The sequence below is a fragment of the Pseudomonas sp. Tav-5-1A genome (genome assembly GCF_055755055.1).
In genome coordinates, this window is sequence record NZ_CM146901.1 from 4,976,524 (window position 1) to 5,000,711 (window position 24,188).

Sequence of the window (24,188 nt, forward strand, 5' to 3'; positions counted from 1 at the left end):
AGCGAACTGGAAGCGGAGTCGTCATTAGGCGCCGATCGCGAAGACTAGAAAACTGTAAGAACTGACAGTACCAGATGAAGAAGGGGGCCGCTGGCCCCCTCTCTTTGCATCTTGATTATTGCAGCACTAGCTGCTCTCCCCCATGGATGGGGAGACCTGCTCAGGCGGCTTGCTTCGCCCGTACACCCAGCAACTGCCCCACCCGCTCGCAATCCGTCTCGCGGCGCACCAGCGCGAACAGCTCCACCGCCTCGGGGAAGGTGCGCGTCAGCATCGCAAGCCACTGCTTGAGGCGCCCCGGCGCCTGGCGCGGGGTGAGGTCGATGAGGGCCTGGCGCCAAAACTCCTGCAGCAGCGGCATCAGCTCGGCCCAGGTCATGGGCGCCAGCTCGATACCCGCCTGGGCCGCGGCGATCTGTCGGGCCAGGTCGGGGCGCGAGACCAGGCCGCGGCCGAGCATGATGTCGGGCACGCCGCTGATCTCGCGGCAGCGCCGCCAGTCGTCCACCGTCCACACTTCGCCATTGGCGTACACCGGCACCTTGACCACGTCGCGCACCCGCGCCACCCACTCCCAGTGGGCCGGCGGCTTGTAGCCGTCGACCTTGGTGCGGGCGTGCACCACCAGCACCTCGGCGCCGCCTTCGGCCAGGGCCTCGGCGCACACCAGGGCGCCGTCGGGGCTGTCAAAGCCCAGGCGCATCTTGGCGGTCACCGGGATATGCGCCGGCACGGCACGGCGCACTTCGCAGAGGATGTTGTTGAGCAGCTCCGGCTCCTTGAGCAGCACCGCCCCGCCGCGGGACTTGTTGACGGTCTTGGCCGGGCAGCCGAAGTTCAGGTCGATGACCGGCGCACCGAGGCTCACCGCCAGGGCCGCGTTGTCGGCCAGGCAGATGGGGTCCGAGCCCAGCAGCTGCACGCGCATCTGCGTGCCGGCGGGGGTCACGCAGCCGCTGGCCAGCTCCGGCGCCATCTTGTGGAACACCGCGGGCGGCAGCAGCATGTCGTTGACGCGAATGAACTCGGTGACACACCAGTCGATACCGCCGACACGGGTCAGCACGTCACGCAGGATGTTGTCGACCAGGCCTTCCATGGGGGCCAGGGCAATGTGCATGGGGAATCTCGAGGAAGGAAGGAAGAAAATTGCGCGCATTGTAACCTGTGGGAGCTGGCTTGCCAGCGAGCTTTTGAGGCCGCCGAAAAGCTCGCTGGCAAGCCAGCTCCCACAAGGTCAGAGGGCAGTCATCAAGGCAGGGCCATAGCCGTCGATGAACTCCGGCGGCATGCGCTTGGGCTTGCCGCTGGCCAGGTCAATGCAGCAGAAGGTGGTGTGGGCGCGCAGCAGCGTCACCCCGTCCCTGGGGCGAATCAGCTGGAAGCGCCGGGTCATCTTCAGGCGCTGGTCGGACTCGACGATCCAGGTGGCCATCTGCAACTCGTCATGTTCATAAGCAGCGGCCAGGTAGTCGATTTCATGGCGCACCACCGCCATGGCCCGGTTCAGCCGCCGGTATTCGGCCAGGTCCAGCCCCAACCGCTGGGAATGGCGCCAGGCACAGCGTTCCAGCCAGGTCACGTACACCGCATTGTTGGCGTGCCCCAATCCATCGATATCCTCGGCACCGACGCTCAGGTCGATGACAAAGGGCGTTGCCAAATCCCAATTCATGCGCGCACTCGCTCCTGCTCAATGGGCAAAACGCGAGTCTAGCGCACCCTCACGCCGATTGCCGTGCCGGCTGGTGACGCAGCAGGCCCAGCACGCCGTCGATCAGTTGCGGGTCGGCCAGCACGCGCTGGTGCCCGCCCTCGGGCAACAGCAGCAGACGGCTGCCGAACCAGGCCTGGTGAATCGACTGCGCCTCGGCGGCCGGCACCAGCGGATCATCGCTGGCGTGGACTATCAGCCCAGGCATGTCCAGCTGGTAGCGGCTGACGTCCAGCTGCGCGGCGGCGATGCCCACGGTGCGCTCCACCTGGCGGATGAACGCCGAACGCGCCCGCGCCGGCAGCCCCACGTGGGCGGCGAAATTGCGCAGCATGCCGAGGATACGCGCCGGCGCCGAGACGCTCACCAACACTTCGGCCTTGAGCCCCCACTGGCTGGCCAGCAGCGCCGCAGCGCCGCCCATGGAGTGGCCGATTACCGCACGCAGCGGCGGCAGTTCGGCGGCCGCTTCCAGCAGGGCATGGGCAAACAGCACCACATGGGCCTGGCTGCCACGGGAACGACCATGCCCCGGCCCTTCCAGGGCCACCACGCTATAGCCGGCCTGCAGCAGCGCCTCGATCAACGTCGCGAACTGCGTGGGCCGGCCTTCCCAGCCGTGCATCAGCAGCACCGTGGGGCCCTGCCCCCAGCGCAGCACCGAGAGGCCGAAGCGCAGGGTCACGCGCTCGGCGCGCGCCAGCAGCGGCAGCTCCCAGGCCCGTGGCGGCAGCGTGCGGGGGTGCATGAAGGCCAGGCGCATGCGCGCAGCGATCTGCCGTGGGGCCAGGTGGCCGAGGGTCTGGTTGACGCCGCGAACCCAGGTGAGCGTGGTCATGGTTGCACTCCCAGCGTTAGCGCACCGCGACCTTGGCCGCGCGCAGGATACGGTCGGACAGTTCGGTCTGGCCCAGGGCACGCCCCAGGGCCAGGCCACCGATCATCAGGGCCAGGTCGGCCAGGGCCTTATCGGTGTCCTGGGGGTTGTCGGCCAACTGGCCAACCAACAGCTGTACATGCTCGGTGAGCACCTCACGGAAGGCCTCGGGCAGCCGCCCCATCTCGCCCAGCGCGGTGGGCAGCGGGCAGGCGCGGTCCTCGGCGTCGCGGTGGTTGCGCGACAGGTAATAGCGCGCCATCAGCGCGCGGCGCTCTTCACCGGGCAGGCTGGGGTCGACCTGGTCGAGCAGGGCGCGGCGCTGGCCCAGCAGCTGGCTGAAGGCTTCGAGCATCAGCGCGTCCTTGCTGTCGAAATGGGCGTAGAAGCCACCGACGGTCATGCCGGCGGCGCCCATCACTTCACTGACGCTGGGGTCGGCCACGCCGCGCAAAATCATCGCCCTGCGCGCCGCCTCGAGGATTTTTTCGCGGCTCTGGGCTTTCTTGTCAGCCATGGGGCACCTCCGAATATTATGGAGGTAATATTATGCTCGTAATATTTTTTCGCAAGGCGTTCGCCGTGCCACTGGTCGGCGGATCAAAAAGGAGGGAGGTTAAATCGCAGACAAACAAAAGGCCCATTCAACCAGTGAATGAGCCTTAAAAATCCCGCAGAGCGGGTAAATCGTGGCGTCCCCTAGGGGACTCGAACCCCTGTTACCGCCGTGAAAGGGCGGTGTCCTAGGCCACTAGACGAAGGGGACGCAAAACCTTCGAGCAAGTTCGTTTTCACGAACCCTGGCAAATTGGTGGAGCTAAACGGGATCGAACCGTTGACCTCTTGCATGCCATGCAAGCGCTCTCCCAGCTGAGCTATAGCCCCAAATTTATCGTCTTGCGACGCGACAGCCCGTTACACGTGCCGTCACTTAAAAACAAAAGGCTCATCCAAAAGGCGAATGAGCCTCAAAATTCCCGCAGAGCGGGCAAATCGTGGCGTCCCCTAGGGGACTCGAACCCCTGTTACCGCCGTGAAAGGGCGGTGTCCTAGGCCACTAGACGAAGGGGACGCAAAACCTTCGAGCAAGTCCGTTTTCACGAACCCTGGCAAATTGGTGGAGCTAAACGGGATCGAACCGTTGACCTCTTGCATGCCATGCAAGCGCTCTCCCAGCTGAGCTATAGCCCCAAATTTATCGTCTTGCGACGCAGCGACCGTACAACATCGCTAGTTTTAAATGGCGTCCCCTAGGGGACTCGAACCCCTGTTACCGCCGTGAAAGGGCGGTGTCCTAGGCCACTAGACGAAGGGGACAAAACCTTCTTACCAAGATCAGTCTGGATCTGATCTGACCGAAGTCAAACAACGACTTCAGGCCTTGGAATTTGGTGGAGCTAAACGGGATCGAACCGTTGACCTCTTGCATGCCATGCAAGCGCTCTCCCAGCTGAGCTATAGCCCCACAATCTTCAGCGCTTCGCATTTCTGCGTGTTGCTGTGTGGACGGGGCGCATATTAAGACCGGATCGAAGGGCTGTCAAACTTATTTTTGAAAAAATTCAAAAAATTTTTCCAGCAATACAACCACTTACCGACGAAACAGGCGCCCTGCCCCGGTTTTGCTGGGGCAAGGGCGGTGCAGATGTGGGAGCTGGCTTGCCAGCGAGCTTTTCAGGGCAACAAAAGCTCGCTGGCAAGCCAGCTCCCACAAGGTGGGGGAACCCCCACCTTGTGGATGGAATCAGGCAATGCTGCCCAGCAGCTTTTCCCATTCCTTGTTTTCTTTCTTCGACACACCACCCAGCAGGTCCAGGGCCTGGCGCAAGCGGAAGCGCGTCAGGTCCGGGCCGAGGATTTCCATGGCGTCGAGCACCGACACCGAGCTGGCCTGGCCAGTGATGGCGGCGAACATCAGCGGCATGGCGTCGCGCAGCTTCAGCTCCAGGGCCTCAACCACCGCCTGGATGGTGGCGGTGATGCGGTCTTTTTCCCAGGTGCGCAGGGATTCCAGCTTCCACAGGATCAGTTGCATTACCTGGCGCACCTGGTCGGCCGAGAGCTTCTTGTGCTCGAACAGCCTGGCGTCCAGCTGCAGGGCGCCGGCGAAGAAGAAGCCGCCCAGCGGGGCGATCTGGCTGAAGGTCTCGACGCGGCCTTGCACGTGCGGCGCGATCTTCATCATGTAGTCAGGGTTGAACGCCCACTTCTGCACGCGCGCGGCGAACTCTTCCACCGGCAGGTCGCGCAGCCACTGGCCGTTGAGCCAGCTCAGCTTCTCGATGTCGAAGATCGGCCCGCCCAGGGACACGCGCGACAGGTCGAAGTGCTCGACCATCTCGGCCAGCGAGAACTTCTCGCGCTCGTCGGGCATGGACCAGCCCATGCGGCCCAGGTAGTTGAGCATGGCCTCGGGCATGAAGCCCATGCGCTCGTAGAAGGTTACCGAGGTCGGGTTCTTGCGCTTGGACAGCTTGCTCTTGTCCGGGTTGCGCAGCAGCGGCATGTAGCACAGCACCGGCTGTTCCCAGCCGAAGTACTCGTACAGCTTGATCAGCTTGGGTGCCGACGGCAGCCACTCTTCGCCACGCAGCACGTGGGTGATGCCCATCAGGTGGTCGTCGACCACGTTGGCGAGGAAGTACGTCGGCAGGCCGTCGGTCTTCATCAGCACTTGCATGTCCATGCGGTCCCACGGGATCTCGACGTCGCCGCGCAGCATGTCCGGCACCACGCACACGCCTTCGGTCGGCACCTTCATGCGGATCACGTGCGGTTCGCCAGCCGCCAGGCGGGCCGCCACTTCTTCCTTCGACAGCAGCAGCGCGCGGCCGTCGTAGCGCGGGGTCTCGCCGCGGGCCATCTGCTCGGCACGCATCTGGTCCAGTTCTTCGGCGGTGCAGAAGCACGGGAAGGCGTGGCCCATGTCCACCAACTGCTGGGCGTACTGTTTGTAGATGTCGCCGCGCTCGCTCTGCCGGTACGGGCCGTGCGGGCCGCCTACGTCCGGGCCTTCGCTCCACTCGATGCCCAGCCAGCGCAGGGCGTCGAAGATCTGCTGTTCCGACTCGCGGGTGGAACGCAGCTGGTCGGTGTCTTCGATGCGCAGGATGAACTCGCCGCCATGCTGTTTGGCAAAGCAATAGTTGAACAGGGCAATGTAGGCCGTGCCGACATGGGGGTCGCCGGTGGGCGATGGCGCGATACGCGTACGAACGGTCATGAAAGGTCTCGAGCAGAGTGAATCAAAGGGCGGATGTTAGCAGGCCCGGCACGTGGTGCTCCAGCAATGCGCCACATTACCGGCTATCAACGGCATGATTGCCGCTTGCCGGCCCCCTCGCCCCGCCCGATCATCACCCCCTGGCACCCTGCCCCACCTTTTCGACGGATCGACCATGCCTGCGCCGCTCAAACGCCGACTGCTTATTTTCGCCACCCTGGTCCTGCTGATCGCCGCAGGGTTCCTGGCCCACTGGTGGTTCAAGGGCCGCTTCTTCGAAAGCACCGACAACGCCTACGTGCAGGGCGAGATCACCCGGGTGTCCAGCCAGCTGACGGCGCGCATCGACCAGGTGTTGGTGCAGGACAACCAGCACGTGCGCCAGGGCGACCTGCTGGTGACCCTGGAGGCCGCCGACTTCCAGTTCGCCGTGGAGCGCGCCCAGGCCACCCTCGACACCCGCCAGGCCGAACGCCTGCAAGCCCAGAGCAAGCTGGCCCAACAGGGCAGCCTGATTGCCTCGGCCGAGGCCCAGGTGGCCGCCAGCCAGGCGACCCTGGGGCGCTCGCAGATCGACCTGAACCGCGCAGAAGCCCTGCGCAAGCCCGGCTATGTCTCCGAGGAGCGCGTCACCACCCTGTCGGCCGACACCCGCGTGGCCCACTCCCAGGTCAGCAAGGCCCAGGCCGACGTGCAGGGCCAGCGCCAGCAGGTCAACGCCCTGAACGCCGAGATCAAGCGCCTCGACGCACAGATCGCCACTGCCCGCACCGACCTGGCCCAGGCCCAGCTGAACCTGGCCCGCGCCCAGGTGCACGCGCCCATCAGCGGCATGATCGGCCAGCGCGCCGCGCGCCCCGGCCAGGTGGTGCAGGCCGGCGCCTACCTGCTGTCCATCGTCCCCGACGAGGACATCTGGGTGCAGGCCAACTTCAAGGAAACCCAGATCGGCCACATGCAGCCCGGCCAGGCCGCGCGCCTGACCTTCGACAGCTTCCCCGACCAGCCCATCGATGCCCGCGTCGACAGCCTGTTCGCCGCCTCGGGCGCGCAGTTCAGCCTGCTGCCGCCAGACAACGCCACCGGCAACTTCACCAAGGTGGTGCAGCGCATCCCGGTGAAGCTGACCTTCGCCGCGGACGACCCGCTGCACGGCAAGGTGCGCCCGGGCATGTCAGTCACCGTCAGCGTCAACATCGCCGATGGCCGGTGATCAACTGTTGCGCCCGGTGGGCGAACCCACCCGGCGCGACTGGATCGCGGTGATGAGCGTGATGCTCGGCGCCTTCATGGCCGTGCTCGACATCCAGATCACCAACTCCTCGCTCAAGGACATCCAGGGCGCGCTCTCGGCGACCCTGGAGGAAGGCTCGTGGATCTCCACCTCGTACCTGGTGGCCGAGATCATCATGATCCCGCTCACCGCCTGGCTGGTGCAGCTGCTGTCGGCGCGGCGCCTGGCGGTGTGGGTGTCGCTGGGCTTTCTGGCGTCGTCGCTGCTGTGCTCCATGGCCTGGAACCTGGAAAGCATGATCGTCTTCCGCGCCATGCAGGGCTTCACCGGCGGCGCGCTGATACCGCTGGCCTTTACCCTGACGCTGATCAAGCTGCCCGAGCACCACCGCGCCAAGGGCATGGCCATGTTCGCCATGACCGCCACCTTCGCGCCCTCCATCGGCCCCACCCTGGGCGGCTGGCTGACGGAGAACTTCGGCTGGCAGTACATCTTCTACATCAACGTGCCGCCCGGCCTGCTGATGATCGCCGGGCTGCTGTACGGCCTGGAAAAAAAGGCAGCGCACTGGGCGCTGCTGAAAAGCACCGACTACGCCGGCATCCTCACCCTGGGCGTGGGCCTGGGCTGCCTGCAGGTGTTCCTGGAAGAAGGCCACCGCCAGGACTGGCTGGAGTCCACCGAGATCGTGGTGCTGGCGGTCATCGCCTTGCTCAGCCTGATCACCTTCGTGATCCTGCAGGTGTCGCGCGCCAACCCGCTGATCAACCTGGGCATCCTGCGCAACCGCAACTTCGGCCTGTCGAGCATCGCCAGCCTGGGCATGGGCGTGGGTCTGTATGGCTCGATCTACCTGCTGCCGCTGTACCTGGCGCAGGTGCAGAACTACAACGCGCTGCAGATCGGCGAGGTGATCATGTGGATGGGCCTGCCGCAGCTGGTGCTGATCCCGCTGGTGCCGCAGCTGATGAAGATCATCTCGCCGAAGATTCTCTGCACCCTGGGCTTTGGCCTGTTCGGCCTGGCGAGCTTTTCCTCCGGGGTGCTGAACCCGGACTTCGCCGGCAGCCAGTTCAACCAGATCCAGATCATCCGCGCCCTGGGCCAGCCGCTGATCATGGTGACCATCTCGCTGATCGCCACCGCCTACCTGCAACCCCAGGACGCGGGCTCGGCATCGAGCCTGTTCAACATCCTGCGCAACCTGGGCGGCGCCATCGGCATCGCCCTGCTGGCGACACTGCTGGATGCGCGCACCAAGGTGTACTTCGATTATTTGCGCGAGTCAGTGGTGCCGGGCAACCCACAGGTGGCCGAACGCCTGGGGCAGCTGGGCGAGCGGCTGGGCAGTGACACGGCGGCGCTGGGGCGCCTGAGCGAGATCGTGCACCAGCAGGCGCTGATCATGGCCTACAACGATGCGTTCCACTGGGTGGGGTTGGGGTTGGGGATTGCGATGGTGGCGGTGATGTTGACCAGGGCGTTGCCCAAAGGCGCGACGGCGGGCGCGGCGCATTGAGCTGAAATCGATTCGCCTGTATCGCGACCAAGGTCGGCTCCTACACCGTAGGAGCCGACCTTGGTCGCGATGGGCGCGACACGATTCAGCCGCGGTGCAGCTTGCTCATCAACTCCGCCTCGGCCTGGGTCAGGCCGCAGGACTGGGTCAGCTCGTCGACGCTGGCGCCCATGCCCACCAGGCGCGCGGCCTGGGCGAAGGACAGGCTGGAAGGGTCACGCTGCTCCAGCATGCTCAGCTTGTCCGGCAGCGGCGCCACCACGGCGCGCAACTCGTGCAGGTCTTCACCCATGCGCACGGTGCCGTTCTGGTAATCCTCGACGCGGCGCGCCAGGTCCTTGATGCGCTGGTCGCGAATGGCATCGCCAGCCGCCTGCTGGGCAGCGATTTCACGCTGCCCGCGGATGTTGCCCAGCAATACCGCGAGCGTGGCCACCCACAACACGGCCAGCACGATGACGCCTACCTCTAGAATCAATCAGATGCTCTCCAGCTCGGACCACTCTTCCTCGGTCATCATCTTGTCCAGTTCCACCAGGATCAGCAGCTCGCCGTTCTTGTTGCACACGCCCTGGATGAACTTGGCCGATTCCTCGTTGCCCACGTTCGGCGCGGTTTCCACTTCCGACTGGCGCAGGTATACCACTTCGGCGACGCTATCGACCAGGATGCCGACCACTTGCTTGTCGGCCTCGATGATGACGATGCGGGTGTTGTCGCTGACGTCAGCCGGCATCAGGCCGAAGCGCTGGCGGGTGTCGATCACGGTGACCACGTTGCCGCGCAGGTTGATGATACCCAGCACGTAGCTGGGGGCGCCTGGCACCGGGGCGATCTCGGTGTAGCGCAGTACTTCCTGCACCTGCATCACGTTGATGCCGTACGACTCATTATCCAGGCGAAAGGTTACCCACTGCAGAATAGGATCTTCGGAACCTTGTGCAGACGACTTCTTCATACCCCTAACCTCTCGAAAACCGTGATGACGGTGTGTGTGCAGTACAGTGGCGCCGCGCGGCGCCGCTAATCATTTGAGTTCTTGCAGCTGTTTCACCGCGCCGCTGGCAATCAGTTCGGCCAGGGCCGAGACGTCCAGCAACGCGCACATGTGTTCGATCACCGTGCCCGCCAGCCACGGGCGCTGGCCACGATGGCTGCGCCACTTGATCTCCTCCGGGTCCAGGCGCAGCGAGCGGCTGACCTGATGCACCGCCAGCCCCCACTCGTAGCCCTGCACGGAGATCACGTACTGCAGGCCCTGCTGGAAATCGTCGCGGTAGCGGTCGGGCATCACCCAACGCGCCGTGTCCAGCACCTTGAGGTTGCCGGCCTGGCTGGGCAGGATCCCCAGGAACCAGCTGGGCTGGCCGAACAGCGGCGTCAGCTCGTGGCCGGCCAGGGCGTAGATCGAGCCCAGGCACACCAGCGGCACCGCCAGGGTCAGCCCGGCAACGTCGAACAACAGGCATTCGAAGGGCTCGGCCGCCCAACTGGGCCGGCCGTCCACCGTAGCGGGCGGCACGGCGCCCGGCGGGGTGGGCTTGTGCACTTCGACCACCGGTTCCACCGGTGTTGCCACTACTTCGGCAACCGGCGGCGAAACTGGAGCGGGCGCAACGACCGCCGGGGCCACCGGCACAGGTTTTGCCACGGGTGCAGGGGCCGGGGCGACGGGCGGTGCAACGGGCGCCCTGGGTTCTACCCGGGCGTCACGCACCTGCTCCTCGAGCACCGCGGCCTGGAATTCGTCGAGCACCTGATCGCTGGGTTCCAGCACCTCGGCGTCCAGCTCCTCGGTGGCGTCCTGCAGCAGGCCGTCAAGGTAGGACTGCAGCGCGACCTGCGGCTTGGTAACGGTAGTGACCGGCCGGTTCATCAGGCCACCTGCGCGACAAGTTGCTGGGCCAGCAGGTGCTTGAGCAGCGCGCGGTAGGCCACCACGCCGCGGCTCTTGGGGTCGAACTGCGAGGGCGTCTGCCCTGCCCGGCTGGCGTCACGCAGGCGCGTGTCCACCGGAATGTAGCCCTGCCAGATCTGCTCCGGGTAGGCGTCCTTGAGCACCCGCAAGGTGCCCATGGAGGCCTGGGTGCGACGGTCGAACAGGGTCGGCACGATGCTGAACGGCAGCGGCTGCTTGCGCGAGCGGTTGATCATGGCCAGGGTGCTGACCATGCGCTCCAGGCCCTTTACGGCCAGGTATTCGGTTTGCACCGGGATCACCAGCTGCTGGCTGGCGGCCAGGGCGTTGACCATCAGCACGCCCAGCAGCGGCGGGCTGTCGATAATGGCGTAGTCGAAGTCCTGCCACAGCTGCGCCAGTGTTTTGGCGATCACCAGGCCCAGGCCACTCTGGCCAGGAGATTGACGCTCAAGCGTGGCCAGCGCCGTGCTGGACGGCAGCAGCGCCACGTTTTCGTCACTGGTGCTCAGCAGCAGTTGCCCGGGCAAGCCCTGGGGCACCTGGCCCTTGTGCAGGAACAGGTCGTAGCAGCTGTGTTCCAGCGCGTCGGGGTTGTGCCCGAAGTAGCTGGTCATGGAACCGTGGGGGTCGAGGTCGACCACGACCACGCGCTTGCCCGCCTCGGCCAGCAGGCCGGCCAGGGCGATGGAGGTGGTGGTCTTGCCGACACCACCTTTTTGGTTGGCTACTGCCCAGACTCTCATGGGATTTGCTTCCTCCCGGCACGGCAGCGTTTGCCTACCGAGACATGCGACTCAAGTTATAAGGCCGGTGACGGGGAATTGACAGCATTGCCCCCAACCGACTGCGATACGGGCTGCGGTGCACTTTGTGTGCCAGCACGGCGCAATGCCGCGTCCGGCGTCACATTGGCGCTGCCGGCACCGGTAATGCTGCGGCGCACGTCGAGGTTGCGCGAGATCACCAGCACCACGCGGCGGTTGTGCGCGCGGCCTTCGGGGGTGGCATTGGTGTCGATGGGCTGGAATTCGCCATAACCTACCGAGGCCATGCGCCCGGGGTTGATGCCTTCCATCGCCAGCATGCGCACGATGCTCGACGCCCGCGCCGACGACAGCTCCCAGTTGGTGGGGTACTGCGCGGTGCGGATCGGCTGGTCATCGGTGAACCCTTCCACGTGGATGGGGTTGCCGAACGGCTTGATGATGCCGGCGACCTTCTCGATGATGGTGAACGCCTTGTCGCTGGGGATCGCGTCGCCGCTGCCGAACAGCAGGCCGGACTTGAGCTCGATCTCGATCCACAGCTCGTTGCCGCGCACGGTCAACTGGTTGGACTTGATCAGGTCGCCGAAGCCGTCGCGCACCTGGTCGGCGATGCTCTTCAGCGGGTCCTCGGCGGCGCTGGCAATGCCGGCGTCGGGCTGTTCGCTGTCGGTCACCAGAGGCTCCGAGGGGCGCATGGTCAGCGGCCGCTCGTCACCGATGGGAATGGGCTTGAGGCTGCGCTGGGGGTCGTTGAACACCCCCACCAGCGCCTGGGACAGTACCTTGTACTTGCCTTCGTTGATCGACGAGATCGAGTACATCACCACGAAAAAGGCGAACAGCAGGGTGATGAAGTCCGCGTAGGACACCAGCCAGCGTTCGTGGTTTTCATGCTCTTCGGTATGACGACGGCGGGCCATGGCTATTCCCTCACTCCATGAAGCCTTGCAGCTTGAGCTCGATGGACCGCGGGTTCTCGCCCTCGGCGATCGACAGGATGCCTTCGAGCATCATCTCGCGGTACAGCGCCTGGCGCACGGCAATGGCCTTGAGTTTGTTGGCGATGGGCAGCAGGATCAGGTTGGCGGTGGCCACCCCGTAGATGGTGGCGACGAAGGCCACGGCAATGCCGTTGCCCAGCTGCGACGGATCGGCGAGGTTGCCCATCACGTGGATCAGGCCCATCACCGCGCCGATGATGCCGATGGTCGGCGCGTAGCCGCCCATGCTCTCGAACACCTTGGCGGCCTGGATATCGCGGGCTTCCTGGGTGAGGAAATCCACTTCCAGGATGCTGCGGATGGCCGCCGGCTCAGCGCCGTCCACCAGCAGTTGCAGGCCTTTGCGCGAGTAACTGTCGGGTTCGCTGTCGGCGATCGACTCCAGGCCCAGCAGGCCTTCCTTACGTGCGGTCAGGCTCCAGTTCACCACCCGGTCGATGCCACCGGCCAGGTCGATGCGCGGCGGGAACAGGATCCAGATGACGTTCTGCATGGCGCGCTTGAACGCGCTCATGGGCGACTGCAACAGGCAGGCAGCCAGGGTGCCGCCAATGACGATCAGCGCCGCCGGGCCGTTGAGCAGCGCCGACAGGTGACCGCCTTCGAGGAAATTGCCGCCGATGATGGCGATGAAGGCCAGCAGCAGCCCCAGTAGGCTCAGGACGTCCATCAGACACAGGCCTCGACCAGGTGCCGACCGATGTCGTCGAGGCCGTACACGGCATCGGCGAGGTTGGCTTTGACGATCGCCATGGGCATGCCGTAGATGACACAGCTGGCTTCATCCTGGGCCCAGATGTGGCTGCCACCCTGCTTGAGCAGGCGCGCGCCCTCGCGGCCGTCGGCACCCATGCCGGTCAGCACCACGGCCAGCACCTTGTCACCGTAGGACTTGGCGGCGGAGCCGAAGGTGATGTCCACGCACGGCTTGTAGTTGAGGCGCTCGTCGCCCGGCAGGATTTTCACCGTGCCGCGGCCGTCCACCATCATCTGCTTGCCACCGGGGGCCAGCAGCGCCAGGCCGGGGCGCAGCACGTCGCCGTCCTCGGCTTCCTTGACGGTGATGCGGCACAGCTTGTCCAGGCGCTCGGCGAAGGCCTTGGTGAAGGCCGCCGGCATGTGCTGGATCAGCACGATGGGCGCCGGGAAGCTGGCCGGCAGCTGGGTCAGCACGCGCTGCAGGGCCACGGGGCCGCCGGTGGACGTACCGATGGCCACCAGCTTGTAGTTCTTGCGCTTGGGCGCCGGCGACGACGGCGCGTGGGCCGCCGCGGCCGGGGCGTGGCTGGCCACCGGGGTGCGCACGGGCGCTGGCCGTGGCGCAGGGGCCGGGCTGCTGGCAACCGCAGCGGCCGGCGCTGGCGCAGGGGCCGCCGCCGGGGCGCTGTAGGCGCTGAAACGACGGTTGCTGCGCGAGATGGTATGCACCTTCTCGCACAGCATCTGCTTGACCTTCTCGGGGTTGCGCGAAATGTCTTCGAAATTCTTCGGCAGGTAATCCACCGCACCCGCGTCCAGCGCATCCAGGGTCACCCGGGCGCCTTCGTGGGTCAGCGAGGAGAACATCAACACCGGGGTGGGGCAGCGCTGCATGATATGCCGCACGGCGGTGATGCCATCCATCATGGGCATCTCGTAGTCCATGGTGATGACATCGGGCTTGAGCGACTGGGCCAGCTCGATCGCTTCCTTGCCATTGGTCGCGGTGCCCACTACCTGGATAGCGGGGTCCGACGAGAGAATTTCCGAGACGCGGCGGCGGAAGAAACCGGAATCATCCACCACCAGGACCTTGACTGCCATAAACACTCCATTAGCGGCCGGGCGCACCGGGTGCGCCCGCCCACAGAATCAAATACGCCGCGCTGCGTAGCGCTTGAGCATGCTCGGAACATCGAGAATCAGGGCAATGCGGCCGTCACCGGTAATGGTGGCGCCCGACATGCCCGGCGTACCCTGGAGCATCTTGCCCAGTGGCTTGATGACAACCTCTTCCTGGCCTACCAGCTGGTCGACGACGAAGCCGATGCGCTGGGTGCCGACCGACAGGATCACCACGTGGCCTTCACGCTGTTCCTCGTGGGCGGCCGAACTGACCAGCCAGCGCTTGAGGTAGAACAGCGGCAGGGCCTTGTCGCGTACGATCACCACCTCCTGGCCGTCGACCACGTTGGTGCGCGACAGGTCCAGGTGGAAGATCTCGTTGACGTTGACCAGCGGGAAGGCGAAGGCCTGGTTGCCCAGCATCACCATCAGCGTCGGCATGATCGCCAGGGTCAACGGCACCTTGATGACGATCTTCGAACCCTGGCCCTTGGCCGAGTAGATGTTGATCGAACCGTTGAGCTGGGAGATCTTGGTCTTCACCACGTCCATGCCCACGCCGCGGCCGGACACGTCGGAGATCTCGGTCTTGGTCGAGAAGCCGGGGGCGAAGATCAGGTTGTAGCAGTCCGATTCGCTCAGGCGGTCGGCCGCGTCCTTGTCCATCAGGCCCTTTTCCACGGCCTTGGCACGCAGCACCTGCGGGTCCATGCCCTTGCCGTCATCGCTGATGGACAAGAGGATGTGGTCGCCTTCCTGCTCGGCGGACAGCACCACCTTGCCGTTGCGCGACTTGCCGGCGGCCTCGCGCTCTTCCGGGGTCTCGACGCCGTGGTCCACCGCGTTGCGCACCAAGTGCACCAGCGGGTCGGCCAGGGCCTCGACCAGGTTCTTGTCCAGGTCGGTCTCTTCGCCGATCAGCTCCAGGTTGATCTCTTTCTTGAGCTGGCGTGCCAGGTCGCGGACCTGCCGGGGGAAGCGCCCGAAGACCTTCTTGATCGGCTGCATGCGCGTCTTCATGACCGCGGTCTGCAGGTCGGCGGTGACCACGTCGAGGTTGGACACGGCCTTCTGCATGGACTCGTCGCCACTGTTGGCGCCCAGGCGCACCAGGCGGTTACGCACCAGCACCAGTTCGCCGACCATGTTCATGATTTCGTCCAGCCGCGCGGTGTCGACCCGCACGGTGGTTTCCGCCTCGCTGGCGGCGTGTTTCTCTGGCGCAGGCGCGGCGGCACGGGCTGGCGCCGGGGCGGCAGCCTTGGCCGGCGCGGGGGCGGCAGCGGGCTTGGGCGCCGGCTTGGCAGCGACCGGGGCGGCCACGGCCGCTTCGGCGGCGGCGGGCGCCTCGCTGAACTTGCCCTTGCCATGCAACTGGTCCAGCAACGACTCGAATTCGTCGTCGGTGATCAGGTCGCTGGCCGCGGCCGCCGGTTGTTCGGCGGCCGGTGGCTGGGCACCGCTGTCCAGCGCGTCAGGGGCGAAGGTGCCCTTGCCGTGCAACTGGTCCAGCAGGGCCTCGAATTCGTCATCGGTGATTTCGTCGCTAGCCGGCGCGCTGCCGGCGGTGCTGGCCGGCGCCACGGCGTCAGGCGCGAACTGGCCCTTGCCATGCAGCTGGTCGAGCAGGGACTCGAATTCATCGTCGGTGATTTCGTCGCTGTCGGCGGCCGGGGCCTGGGCTGCCGGTGGCTGGCTGGCCGGGGCCTCGGCCTGGGCCTTGACCGCGCTCAGCGAGTCGAGCAGTTGTTCGAACTCGCTGTCGGTGATGTCACCCGACTCGGCGGGCTCTTCAACCACAGGCTCAGGTTCGGCAACCGCTACCGGCGCCTCGTCGGCGCTGGCAGGCTCGGCCAGGCGCGACAGTGCCGCCAGCAGTTCAGGCGTGGCCGGGGTGATGTCGGTGCGCTCGCGAACTTCGCTGAACATGCCGTTCACCGCATCCAGCGCTTCGAGCACCACGTCCATCAGTTCCGAGTCAACGCGACGCTCACCCTTGCGCAGGATGTCGAAGACGTTCTCGGCGATGTGACAGCACTCCACCAGCTCGTTGAGCTGGAGGAAGCCGGCGCCCCCTTTTACAGTGTGAAAACCGCGAAAAATTGCATTGAGCAAATCACCGTCATCAGGCCGGCTTTCCAGCTCGACCAGTTGTTCGGAAAGTAACTCAAGAATTTCACCGGCTTCTACCAGGAAATCCTGGAGGATTTCTTCGTCGGCGCCGAAGCTCATTTAACGTGCCCCTTAAAAACCAAGACTGGATAGCAGATCGTCGACATCGTCCTGACCGGACACAACGTCTTCACGTTTATCGGCATGAATCTGCGGACCTTCACCCCGAGTGGGATGTTTTTCTTGATCTTTTTCAGCACGAAGCTGTTCACGGTCGTGTTCGATGCCCGCGAAGCGGTCTACCTGGCTGGCCATGAGCACCAGCTTGAGCAGGTTGCTTTCAACTTCCGTGACCAGTTGCGTCACGCGCTTGATCACCTGGCCGGTAAGGTCCTGGTAATCCTGCGCCAGCAGAATGTCGTTCAGCGCGCCGGACACCTTGCGGGTGCCCTGCTCGCTTTGCGTCAGAAAACCGTCGACACGCTTCACCAGGTCGCGGAACTCGGCGGCGCCGACTTCCTTGCGCATGAAACGCTGCCAGTCGGCGCTCAAGGCCTTGGCCTCGCCGCTGAGGTCGTTGAGCACCGGCGTGCTCTGCTCCACCAGGTCCATGGTGCGGTTGGCCGCACCTTCGGTCAGCCTGACCACATAGGAAAGGCGCTCGGTAGCATCCGTGATCTGTGAAACTTCCTCGGCTTGCGGCATGTGCGGGTCAATCTGGAAACTGACGATCGCACTGTGCAATTCGCGGGTGAGCTTGCCAACTTCCTGGTACAGGCCACGATCACGGGTCTGGTTCAGCTCATGGATCAATTGCACAGCGTCGCCGAACTTGCCTCGTTCCAGGCTTTCGACCAACTCCTGCGCATGTTTCTTCAGGGTCGACTCGAAGTCGCCCAAAGATGAGTTCTTATGCTCCATAGCACCCCCGTGGCGGACATCAGCTATTGACGCGCTCGAAAATCTTTTCGATTTTCTCTTTCAGCACTTGTGCCGTGAATGGCTTGACCACGTAGCCGTTGACGCCAGCCTGGGCCGCTTCGATGATCTGCTCGCGCTTGGCTTCGGCGGTCACCATCAGCACCGGCAGGTGCTTGAGGCGCTCGTCCGCACGCACCTGGCGCAGCAGGTCGATGCCGGACATGCCAGGCATGTTCCAGTCGGTCACCAGGAAGTCGAAGCTGCCGCTGTGCAGCATTGGCAGCGCGGTGGTGCCATCATCGGCTTCCTGGGTATTGGTGAAGCCCAGGTCGCGCAACAGGTTCTTGATGATCCGCCGCATCGTCGAGAAGTCGTCAACGATGAGGATTTTCATGTTCTTGTCCAATTAGACCTCCAAGCAGTCTTAAACGCGTCCGGTCCCCGAACGCGCATTCAATCAAATCTGGCTAGTGCACTACATGACGTGCGGCAGGGAAAATACCCATGCCGCATCCCCAAATCCAGTTTTACAGCGATTGCGGGCCATTGAACTGCTAATGCAAGCCAGCTCCCACATACCTTGGCCCACCAAGGAATTATGCCCGTGCGCGCCACTCGCCCAACCGGCTGCGCAGGCGCGCCGCGCATTGGCTGTGCAGCTGGCTGACCCGCGACTCGCTGACCCCCAGCACCTCGCCGATCTCCTTCAGGTTCAGCTCCTCGTCGTAGTAGAGGGCCAACACCAGGCGTTCACGCTCCGGCAGGTTGCTGATGGCCTCGGCCAGGGCCGCCTGGAAACGCTCGTCCTCCAGGTCCCGCGAGGGCTCGAGCCCGGCGCTGGCGCCATCCTCGTGCAGGCCTTCATGCTCGCCGTCCTGCAACAGGTCGTCGAAGCTGAACAGGCGGCTGCCCAGGGTATCGTTCAAAATCGCGTAGTAATCGTCCAGGCTCAACTGGAGTTCGGCCGCAACCTCATGATCTTTAGCGTCGCGACCGGTTTTCGCTTCGATAGCGCGAATCGCGTCACTGACCATGCGGGTATTGCGGTGCACCGAACGCGGGGCCCAATCGCCCTTGCGCACCTCGTCGAGCATGGCGCCGCGAATGCGGATGCCGGCGTAGGTCTCGAAGCTGGCGCCCTTGGTGGAGTCGTACTTGGTGGACACCTCGAGCAGGCCGATCATGCCGGCCTGGATCAGGTCTTCCACCTGCACGCTGGCCGGCAGGCGCGCCAGCAGGTGATAGGCGATGCGCTTGACCAGCGGCGCATAGCGCTCGATCAGCTCGTACTGCTGCGACTCGCGGGAAGCCTTGCTGTACATCCGATAGCCGCTGGCGCTCATGATACGGGACCTGCACTGGTCTGCTGCACCAGGCGTTCGACGAAGAACTCCAGGTGCCCGCGTGGGTTGGCTGGCAACGGCCAGGTGTCGACCTTCTGGGCGATGGCCTTGAACGCCAGCGCACACTTGGAACGCGGGAACGCCTCATACACCGCGCGCTGTTTCTGCACGGCCTTGCGCACGCATTCGTCGTACGGCACCGCGCCCACGTACTGCAGGGCTACGTCGAGGAAACGGTCGGTCACCTTGGTCAGCTTGGCGAACAGGTTGCGGCCTTCCTGCGGGCTCTGGGCCATGTTGGCCAGCACGCGGAAGCGGTTCATGCCGTAGTCGCGGTTCAGCAGCTTGATCAGCGCGTAGGCGTCGGTGATCGAGGTGGGCTCGTCGCACACCACCAGCAGCACTTCCTGCGCGGCGCGCACGAAGCTGACCACTGAATCGCCGATACCGGCCGCCGTGTCGATCACCAGCACATCGAGGTTGTCGCCGATGTCGCTGAAGGCCTGGATCAGGCCCGCGTGTTGAGCTGGCGTCAGGTGCACCATGCTCTGGGTGCCGGACGCGGCCGGCACGATGCGGATGCCACCAGGCCCCTGGAGCAGCACGTCGCGCAGCTCACAGCGCCCCTCGATGACATCGGCAAGGGTTCGTTTCGGTGTCAGCCCCAGCAGGACGTCGACGTTCGCCAGGCCCAGGTCGGCGTCCAACAACATCACGCGACGGCCAAGCTCGGCCAGCGCCAAAGACAAGTTCACTGACACGTTGGTCTTGCCGACGCCGCCTTTGCCGCCTGTCACGGCGATCACCTGTACGGGATGCATGCTGCCCATGTTCGTTCTTTACCTTGTCTTACTTAGACCGAGGCCACATGACTGGCTGCGCTTTCAAACACATGAAAAATGCCCGGCAGACCAACAATGTAGGTAGATTGCAACGACTTCAAAACATTCACCTCAGCCAACTCGTTTACTCGGGCTGTGGTAGAGATCAGCGAACATATCGGCCATGGCCTCTTCGCTGGGCTCATCCTGCATTTGCACGTTAACCGCGCGGCTCACCAACTGGTGCCGTCTTGGCAGGTGCAAATCGTCCGGAATGCGTGGCCCGTCGGTGAGATAAGCCACTGGTAGTTCATGACCAATCGCCAGGCTGAGCACTTCGCCCAGGCTTGCCGATTCGTCCAGTTTCGTCAGGATACAACCTGCGAGCCCACAACGCTTGTAACTGTGGTAGGCCGCAGTTAAAACCTGCTTCTGGCTGGTGGTTGCCAGCACCAGGTAGTTGCGCGCCTTGATGCCGCGCCCTGCCAGGCTTTCCAGTTGCAGGCGCAGGGCCGGGTCGCTGGCCTGCAGGCCGGCGGTATCGATCAGCACCACGCGCTTGCGCAGCAGCGGCTCCAGCGCCTGGGCCAGGGACTGGCCCGGGTCGACGTGGGTCACTGGCACGTTGAGAATACGGCCCAGGGTCTTGAGCTGCTCCTGGGCGCCAATGCGGAAGCTGTCCATGCTCACCAGCGCGATGTTCTGCGCGCCGTACTTGAGCACGTAACGGGCCGCCAGCTTGGCCAGGGTGGTGGTCTTGCCCATGCCGGCGGGGCCGACCATGGCGATGACACCGCCCTCTTCCAGCGGCTCCACGTCCGGCGTCACGATCATGCGGGCCAAGTGGGCCAGCAGCATGCGCCACGCCTGGCGCGGTTCATTGATCTCGCCAACCATGTCCAGCAGCTCGCGCGACAGCGGGCCCGACAGGCCGATGCGCTGCAGGCGGCGCCACAGGTTGGCCTGCGCAGGCTTGCTGCCTTGCAGTTGGGTCCAGGCCAGCGAGCCGAGCTGCACTTCCAGCAACTCGCGCAGGCCGTTGAGCTCCGAACGCATGGACTCGAACAGGCGCTGGTCCACCGGCGCGGCAGGCGGGGCCTGCGGGCGCGGCGGCTCGACGAAGGTCGGCTCCACCAGCGGCTCGGGCGCGGTCAGCGGCAGGCCGGCAAACAGTTGCCGGTTGGTGACCGCGTCGCTGTCGCCACGGGTGTCCAGTTCAGCCTGGGCGTTGACGATCCGCGACTGCGTCTTGCGCAGCTCGTCCTCAAGCTCCATGTTCGGCACACGCGGTGCCAGCGCGGACAGTTTGTAGTCCAGCGCGGCCGTGAGCTCGACGCCGCCGGCAATCCGACGGTTGCCGATGATAGCGGCATCGGCGCCCAGCTCGTCACGGACCAGTTTCATGGCCTGACGCATATCGGCGGCGAAAAAACGCTTAACTTGCATAACCCACTACCTCAGCCGTTGGGCCCTACTGTCGCAACGATGGTCACTTGCTTGTTGTCAGGAATTTCCTGATACGCCAAGACATGTAAATTAGGTACTGCCAGGCGGCCGAAGCGCGAGAGCATCGCGCGGATCGGGCCCGCCACCAGGAGGATCACCGGTTGCCCGGCCATTTCCTGGCGTTGCGCCGCATCGATCAACGACCGCTGCAGCTTCTCGGCCATGCTTGGCTCCAACAGAACGCCTTCTTCCTGACCCTGACCGGCCTTCTGCAAACTATTGAGCAATATCTGTTCCAACCTTGGCTCCAGGGTGATAACAGGTAGCTCGGAGTCAAGCCCTACAATGCTTTGGACGATAGCGCGGCTCAAGCCAACCCGTACTGCCTGGACCAAAGCGGCGGTATCTTGACTCTTGACCGCGTTGTTGGCGATGGCTTCGGCGATGCTGCGGATGTCGCGCACCGGCACCTGCTCGGCCAGCAGCGCCTGCAGCACCTTGAGCAGGTTGGACAGCGACAGCACGCCCGGCACCAGCTCCTCGGCCAGCTTCGGCGAGCCCTTGGCCAGCACCGACAGCAATTGCTGCACTTCCTCGTGGCCAATCAGCTCGTGGGCGTGCTTGGACAGGATCTGGTTCAAGTGCGTGGCCACCACCGTGCTGGCGTCGACCACCGTGTAACCCAGCGACTGCGCCTGGGGACGGTTGCTCAGCTCGATCCACACCGCGTCCAGGCCGAAAGCCGGATCCTTGGCGGTGATGCCGTTGAGGGTGCCAAACACCTGACCCGGGTTGATCGCCAGCTCGCGGTCGGGGTAGATCTCGGCCTCAGCCAGGATCACGCCCATCAGCGTCAGGCGATAGGCGCTGGGCGCCAGGTCGAGGTTGTCGCGAATGTGCACGGTGGGCATCAGGAAGCCCAGGTCCTGGGACAGCTTCTTGCGCACCCCCTTGATCCGCGCCAGCAACTGGCCGCCCTGGTTGCGGTCCACCAGTGGAATCAGGCGGTAGCCCACTTCCAGGCCGATCATGTCGATCGGGGTGACGTCGTCCCAGCCCAGTTCCTTGGTGTCCTGGGAGCGGGTTGGCGATGGCAGCAGGTCCTGCTGGCGCTGCACTTCGGCGGCAGCGGCGACCTTGGCCTCGTTCTGTTTCTTCCACACAAGGTAGGCGGCGCCGCCGGCCAGCATGGCCAGGAACAGGAACGACACGTGGGGCATGCCCGGCACCGCACCCATGATGGTCATCAGGCCCGCCGACACGGCCAGCGCCTTGGGCGAGGCGAACATCTGGCGGCTGATTTGCTTGCCCATGTCCTCGGAGCCCGAGGCACGGGTCACCATGATGGCGGCAGCCGTGGACAGCAGCAGTGATGGCAACTGTGCCACTAAACCGTCACCGATGGTCAGCAGGGCGTACACCTTGCCGGCTTCGGCGAAGCTCAGGCCGTGCTGGAAGATACCGATGGCCATGCCGCCCAGCAGGTTGATGAACAGAATCAGCAGGCCGGCGATGGCGTCACCGCGGACGAACTTGCTGGCACCGTCCATGGAACCGTAGAACTCGGCTTCCTGGGCCACTTCAAGGCGGCGCAGCTTGGCCTGGGCCTGGTCGATGAGGCCGGCGTTGAGGTCGGCGTCGATGGCCATCTGTTTGCCGGGCATGGCGTCCAGGGTGAAACGTGCGCTCACCTCGGAGATACGCCCGGCACCCTTGGTCACCACCACGAAGTTGATGATCATGAGGATGGCGAACACCACCGCACCGACCACGTAGTTGCCGCCGATCACCACTTCGCCGAAGGCCTGGATCACCTTGCCCGCGGCCTGGTGGCCGTCGTGGCCATGCAGCATGACCACGCGGGTGGACGCCACGTTCAGCGCCAGGCGCAGCAGCGTCGCCACCAGCAGGATGGTCGGGAACACGGCGAAGTCCAGCGGCCGCAGGGCGTACACGCACACCAGCAGGACCACGATCGACAAGGCGATGTTGAAGGTGAAGAACACGTCGAGCAGGAACGGCGGGACCGGCAACATCATCATTGCCAGCATGATCAACAGCAACAGCGGCACACCCAGGCTGCCCCGGCCGAGGCCGACCAGGTTGCTGCGCGCGTTGTTGATTAACTGAGTGCGATCCACCGATAGTCCCCGTGAGCTCAAGCAAACTTTTGACGCCTGATGGCGTTGTGGGTATGCCTTTGCAAGAACCTTTCCAACTTTTGTCGGGGCCGGCAATTTTAGGGGTGTCACCATCCTGTGGGAGCTGGCTTGCCAGCGAGTTTTGCGGCGTCAGCAAAAATCTCGCTGGCAAGCCAGCTCCCACATTCAATTGTCCCGGCGCAGGTCCGGCGGGATCGGCAGGTCCTTGAGCGGCGTCGGGCGCTTGCCGCGGCCGGCGCGGTATTGGCGGATCTGGTAGACGTACGCCAGCACCTGGGCCACGGCCAGGTACAGGCCGGCGGGAATCTGCTGCTCAAGCTCGGTGGAGTAGTAGATGGACCGCGCCAGCGCCGGCGATTCGAGGATCTGGATGTTGTGCTCGTTGCCGATCTCGCGGATCTTCAGGGCGATGAAATCGGTGCCCTTGGCCAGCAGCATCGGCGCACTGCCCTTCTCCGGGTCGTACTTGAGCGCCACGGCGTAGTGGGTGGGGTTGGTGATGATCACGTCGGCAGTGGGAATGGCCGACATCATGCGGCGCTGGGACATCTCGCGCTGCAGCTGGCGAATGCGCTGCTTGACCTCGGGGCGACCCTCGCTATCCTTGTGCTCGTCGCGGACTTCCTGCTTGGTCATCAACAGTTTCTGGCGCGCCTGGTACATCTGGATCGGCACGTCCACGGCGGCAATGATCAGCAGCCCCATGGACATCCACAACGCGTTCCACCCCACCAGCTGCACCGAGTGGATGATGGCCATTTCCAGCGGCTCGTGGGCGATGCTGAGCAGGTCGTTGCGGTCCTTGTTGAGCACGAACAGCGCCACCAGCAGCACCACGAAGAATTTCGCCAGGGCTTTCAGCAGCTCGGTCAGCGCGTGCATGGAGAACATGCGCTTGATGCCATTGAGGGGGTTCATGCGACTGAATTTCGGCGCCATGCTGCCCGGCGAGAACAACCAGCCGCCCAGGGAAATGGGGGCAACGAACGAGACGATCAGCAGCACCAGCAGAATCGGCTGCACCGCGTCGATGGCCATCTTGCCCGAGGCCAGCAGCACCACGCCCATCTGGCTCTGGTCCAGCAGGGTCTCGCGGCTGATGGTGAAGTTCATGCGCATCAGCTCCATCAGCGTCTGCGCCAGATGCCCGCCGTAGGCCAGCAAGGCGCCGCAGCCGCCGATCATCACCGCCAGGGTGTTGAGTTCCTTGGAGCGTGCCACTTCCCCACGTTCGCGCGCCTCGCGCAGCTTTTTGTCCGTGGGGTCTTCTGTCTTGTCCTGACCGCTCTCGCTCTCTGCCATG

General features: G+C 64.6%; 22 protein-coding genes and 6 tRNA genes. 2 read left to right on the forward strand and 26 right to left on the reverse strand.

Features of this window, described 5'->3' with window-relative positions; genetic code table 11:
• Positions 1–160 precede the first annotated feature (160 nt).
• The 11 genes from AC0J42_RS22690 to gltX form a co-directional block, all read right to left on the reverse strand.
• Positions 161–1,120 carry a tRNA dihydrouridine synthase gene (locus AC0J42_RS22690; protein ID WP_473003954.1) on the reverse strand — a complete coding sequence of 320 codons (960 nt, stop codon included), beginning with the start codon at positions 1,118–1,120 and terminating at the stop codon, positions 161–163.
• Positions 1,121–1,237: 117 nt separating this feature from the next.
• Positions 1,238–1,675 carry an acyl-CoA thioesterase gene (locus tag AC0J42_RS22695; RefSeq protein ID WP_473003955.1) on the reverse strand — a complete coding sequence of 146 codons (438 nt, stop codon included), beginning with the start codon at positions 1,673–1,675 and terminating at the stop codon, positions 1,238–1,240.
• A gap of 49 nt (positions 1,676–1,724) precedes the next feature.
• Positions 1,725–2,552, reverse strand: a complete 828-nt coding sequence (locus tag AC0J42_RS22700; protein ID WP_416426047.1) for an alpha/beta fold hydrolase — start codon at positions 2,550–2,552, stop codon at positions 1,725–1,727.
• A 16-nt stretch (positions 2,553–2,568) separates the two neighbouring features.
• On the reverse strand, positions 2,569–3,108 hold the full coding sequence (locus AC0J42_RS22705) for a TetR/AcrR family transcriptional regulator (RefSeq protein WP_473003957.1): 540 nt from the start codon (positions 3,106–3,108) through the stop codon (positions 2,569–2,571).
• A 173-nt stretch (positions 3,109–3,281) separates the two neighbouring features.
• Positions 3,282–3,357: transfer RNA gene (locus AC0J42_RS22710), tRNA-Glu, on the reverse strand.
• 43 nt (positions 3,358–3,400) lie between these two features.
• Positions 3,401–3,476 (reverse strand) — tRNA-Ala (locus AC0J42_RS22715).
• A gap of 111 nt (positions 3,477–3,587) precedes the next feature.
• Positions 3,588–3,663: transfer RNA gene (locus AC0J42_RS22720), tRNA-Glu, on the reverse strand.
• Between the two features lie 43 nt (positions 3,664–3,706).
• A tRNA-Ala gene (locus AC0J42_RS22725) sits at positions 3,707–3,782 on the reverse strand.
• Between the two features lie 50 nt (positions 3,783–3,832).
• Positions 3,833–3,908 (reverse strand) — tRNA-Glu (locus AC0J42_RS22730).
• A 72-nt stretch (positions 3,909–3,980) separates the two neighbouring features.
• A tRNA-Ala gene (locus AC0J42_RS22735) sits at positions 3,981–4,056 on the reverse strand.
• A 279-nt stretch (positions 4,057–4,335) separates the two neighbouring features.
• On the reverse strand, positions 4,336–5,814 hold the full coding sequence (gltX, locus tag AC0J42_RS22740) for a glutamate--tRNA ligase (protein ID WP_473003959.1): 1,479 nt from the start codon (positions 5,812–5,814) through the stop codon (positions 4,336–4,338).
• A 175-nt stretch (positions 5,815–5,989) separates the two neighbouring features.
• On the opposite strand from gltX, the gene AC0J42_RS22745 reads away from it, so the two are divergent.
• A complete protein-coding gene (locus tag AC0J42_RS22745) occupies positions 5,990–7,027 on the forward strand; it encodes an HlyD family secretion protein (protein WP_473003961.1) in 1,038 nt (345 codons plus the stop codon).
• Positions 7,017–8,567 carry a DHA2 family efflux MFS transporter permease subunit gene (locus tag AC0J42_RS22750; protein ID WP_473003963.1) on the forward strand — a complete coding sequence of 517 codons (1,551 nt, stop codon included), beginning with the start codon at positions 7,017–7,019 and terminating at the stop codon, positions 8,565–8,567. Before AC0J42_RS22745 ends, AC0J42_RS22750 begins: the two co-directional genes overlap by 11 nt.
• 85 nt (positions 8,568–8,652) lie before the next feature.
• Here the strand turns inward: AC0J42_RS22750 and AC0J42_RS22755 are convergent, their stop codons facing one another.
• From AC0J42_RS22755 to flhB, 15 genes are all read right to left on the reverse strand, one after another.
• Positions 8,653–9,045: a DUF2802 domain-containing protein gene (locus AC0J42_RS22755; RefSeq protein ID WP_473003964.1), complete on the reverse strand. Its 393-nt coding sequence runs from the start codon at positions 9,043–9,045 to the stop codon at positions 8,653–8,655.
• Positions 9,046–9,525, reverse strand: a complete 480-nt coding sequence (locus AC0J42_RS22760) for a chemotaxis protein CheW (RefSeq protein ID WP_027981645.1) — start codon at positions 9,523–9,525, stop codon at positions 9,046–9,048.
• A gap of 69 nt (positions 9,526–9,594) precedes the next feature.
• Entirely contained in the window at positions 9,595–10,443 is an 849-nt protein-coding gene (locus AC0J42_RS22765; RefSeq protein ID WP_473003966.1) for a CheW domain-containing protein, read from the reverse strand.
• Entirely contained in the window at positions 10,443–11,231 is a 789-nt protein-coding gene (locus AC0J42_RS22770; protein ID WP_473003969.1) for a ParA family protein, read from the reverse strand. The genes AC0J42_RS22765 and AC0J42_RS22770 overlap by 1 nt, the downstream gene beginning before the upstream one ends.
• A gap of 56 nt (positions 11,232–11,287) precedes the next feature.
• Positions 11,288–12,175, reverse strand: coding sequence for a flagellar motor protein MotD (motD, locus tag AC0J42_RS22775; protein WP_416426060.1), 888 nt, complete (start codon positions 12,173–12,175; stop codon positions 11,288–11,290).
• Positions 12,176–12,185: 10 nt separating this feature from the next.
• Positions 12,186–12,926, reverse strand: coding sequence for a flagellar motor protein (locus AC0J42_RS22780; RefSeq protein ID WP_416426062.1), 741 nt, complete (start codon positions 12,924–12,926; stop codon positions 12,186–12,188).
• The gene (locus AC0J42_RS22785; RefSeq protein WP_473003973.1) at positions 12,926–14,059 is read right to left on the reverse strand and encodes a protein-glutamate methylesterase/protein-glutamine glutaminase; all 1,134 of its coding nucleotides are present in this window, start codon (positions 14,057–14,059) and stop codon (positions 12,926–12,928) included. The genes AC0J42_RS22780 and AC0J42_RS22785 overlap by 1 nt, the downstream gene beginning before the upstream one ends.
• A 48-nt stretch (positions 14,060–14,107) precedes the next feature.
• Positions 14,108–16,312: a chemotaxis protein CheA gene (locus AC0J42_RS22790; protein WP_416426066.1), complete on the reverse strand. Its 2,205-nt coding sequence runs from the start codon at positions 16,310–16,312 to the stop codon at positions 14,108–14,110.
• 12 nt (positions 16,313–16,324) lie between these two features.
• Entirely contained in the window at positions 16,325–17,113 is a 789-nt protein-coding gene (locus AC0J42_RS22795) for a protein phosphatase CheZ (protein WP_416426068.1), read from the reverse strand.
• 19 nt (positions 17,114–17,132) lie between these two features.
• Entirely contained in the window at positions 17,133–17,507 is a 375-nt protein-coding gene (locus AC0J42_RS22800; protein ID WP_177323407.1) for a chemotaxis response regulator CheY, read from the reverse strand.
• 202 nt (positions 17,508–17,709) lie between these two features.
• Positions 17,710–18,459 carry an RNA polymerase sigma factor FliA gene (gene fliA, locus AC0J42_RS22805; RefSeq protein WP_416427440.1) on the reverse strand — a complete coding sequence of 250 codons (750 nt, stop codon included), beginning with the start codon at positions 18,457–18,459 and terminating at the stop codon, positions 17,710–17,712.
• The gene (gene fleN / locus AC0J42_RS22810; RefSeq protein WP_008374846.1) at positions 18,453–19,286 is read right to left on the reverse strand and encodes a flagellar synthesis regulator FleN; all 834 of its coding nucleotides are present in this window, start codon (positions 19,284–19,286) and stop codon (positions 18,453–18,455) included. Before fleN ends, fliA begins: the two co-directional genes overlap by 7 nt.
• 123 nt (positions 19,287–19,409) lie before the next feature.
• Complete coding sequence (gene flhF / locus AC0J42_RS22815) at positions 19,410–20,723, reverse strand: flagellar biosynthesis protein FlhF (RefSeq protein WP_416426072.1); 1,314 nt, start codon at positions 20,721–20,723, stop codon at positions 19,410–19,412.
• An 11-nt stretch (positions 20,724–20,734) separates the two neighbouring features.
• On the reverse strand, positions 20,735–22,864 hold the full coding sequence (gene flhA, locus AC0J42_RS22820) for a flagellar biosynthesis protein FlhA (protein WP_416426073.1): 2,130 nt from the start codon (positions 22,862–22,864) through the stop codon (positions 20,735–20,737).
• 186 nt (positions 22,865–23,050) lie between these two features.
• Positions 23,051–24,187 (reverse strand): flagellar biosynthesis protein FlhB, encoded by a 1,137-nt coding sequence (gene flhB, locus AC0J42_RS22825; protein WP_416426075.1) that lies wholly within the window; start codon positions 24,185–24,187, stop codon positions 23,051–23,053.
• Between the last annotated feature and the right edge of the window lies 1 nt (position 24,188).

Bases quoted from the DNA above. Each gene is read 5' to 3' on its own strand.
- AC0J42_RS22800 (WP_177323407.1), bottom strand. From the start codon at position 17,507: ATGAAAATCCTCATCGTTGACGACTTCTCGACGATGCGGCGGATCATC.
- AC0J42_RS22750 (WP_473003963.1), top strand. From the start codon at position 7,017: ATGGCCGGTGATCAACTGTTGCGCCCGGTGGGCGAACCCACCCGGCGC.
- AC0J42_RS22690 (WP_473003954.1), bottom strand. From the start codon at position 1,120: ATGCACATTGCCCTGGCCCCCATGGAAGGCCTGGTCGACAACATCCTG.
- AC0J42_RS22760 (WP_027981645.1), bottom strand. From the start codon at position 9,525: ATGAAGAAGTCGTCTGCACAAGGTTCCGAAGATCCTATTCTGCAGTGG.
- AC0J42_RS22785 (WP_473003973.1), bottom strand. From the start codon at position 14,059: ATGGCAGTCAAGGTCCTGGTGGTGGATGATTCCGGTTTCTTCCGCCGC.
- AC0J42_RS22695 (WP_473003955.1), bottom strand. From the start codon at position 1,675: ATGAATTGGGATTTGGCAACGCCCTTTGTCATCGACCTGAGCGTCGGT.
- AC0J42_RS22745 (WP_473003961.1), top strand. From the start codon at position 5,990: ATGCCTGCGCCGCTCAAACGCCGACTGCTTATTTTCGCCACCCTGGTC.
- flhB (WP_416426075.1), bottom strand. From the start codon at position 24,187: ATGGCAGAGAGCGAGAGCGGTCAGGACAAGACAGAAGACCCCACGGAC.
- fleN (WP_008374846.1), bottom strand. From the start codon at position 19,286: ATGGGCAGCATGCATCCCGTACAGGTGATCGCCGTGACAGGCGGCAAA.
- AC0J42_RS22765 (WP_473003966.1), bottom strand. From the start codon at position 10,443: ATGAACCGGCCGGTCACTACCGTTACCAAGCCGCAGGTCGCGCTGCAG.
- motD (WP_416426060.1), bottom strand. From the start codon at position 12,175: ATGGCCCGCCGTCGTCATACCGAAGAGCATGAAAACCACGAACGCTGG.
- flhF (WP_416426072.1), bottom strand. From the start codon at position 20,723: ATGCAAGTTAAGCGTTTTTTCGCCGCCGATATGCGTCAGGCCATGAAA.
- AC0J42_RS22790 (WP_416426066.1), bottom strand. From the start codon at position 16,312: ATGAGCTTCGGCGCCGACGAAGAAATCCTCCAGGATTTCCTGGTAGAA.
- AC0J42_RS22795 (WP_416426068.1), bottom strand. From the start codon at position 17,113: ATGGAGCATAAGAACTCATCTTTGGGCGACTTCGAGTCGACCCTGAAG.
- AC0J42_RS22780 (WP_416426062.1), bottom strand. From the start codon at position 12,926: ATGGACGTCCTGAGCCTACTGGGGCTGCTGCTGGCCTTCATCGCCATC.
- AC0J42_RS22770 (WP_473003969.1), bottom strand. From the start codon at position 11,231: ATGAGAGTCTGGGCAGTAGCCAACCAAAAAGGTGGTGTCGGCAAGACC.
- AC0J42_RS22705 (WP_473003957.1), bottom strand. From the start codon at position 3,108: ATGGCTGACAAGAAAGCCCAGAGCCGCGAAAAAATCCTCGAGGCGGCG.
- AC0J42_RS22700 (WP_416426047.1), bottom strand. From the start codon at position 2,552: ATGACCACGCTCACCTGGGTTCGCGGCGTCAACCAGACCCTCGGCCAC.
- gltX (WP_473003959.1), bottom strand. From the start codon at position 5,814: ATGACCGTTCGTACGCGTATCGCGCCATCGCCCACCGGCGACCCCCAT.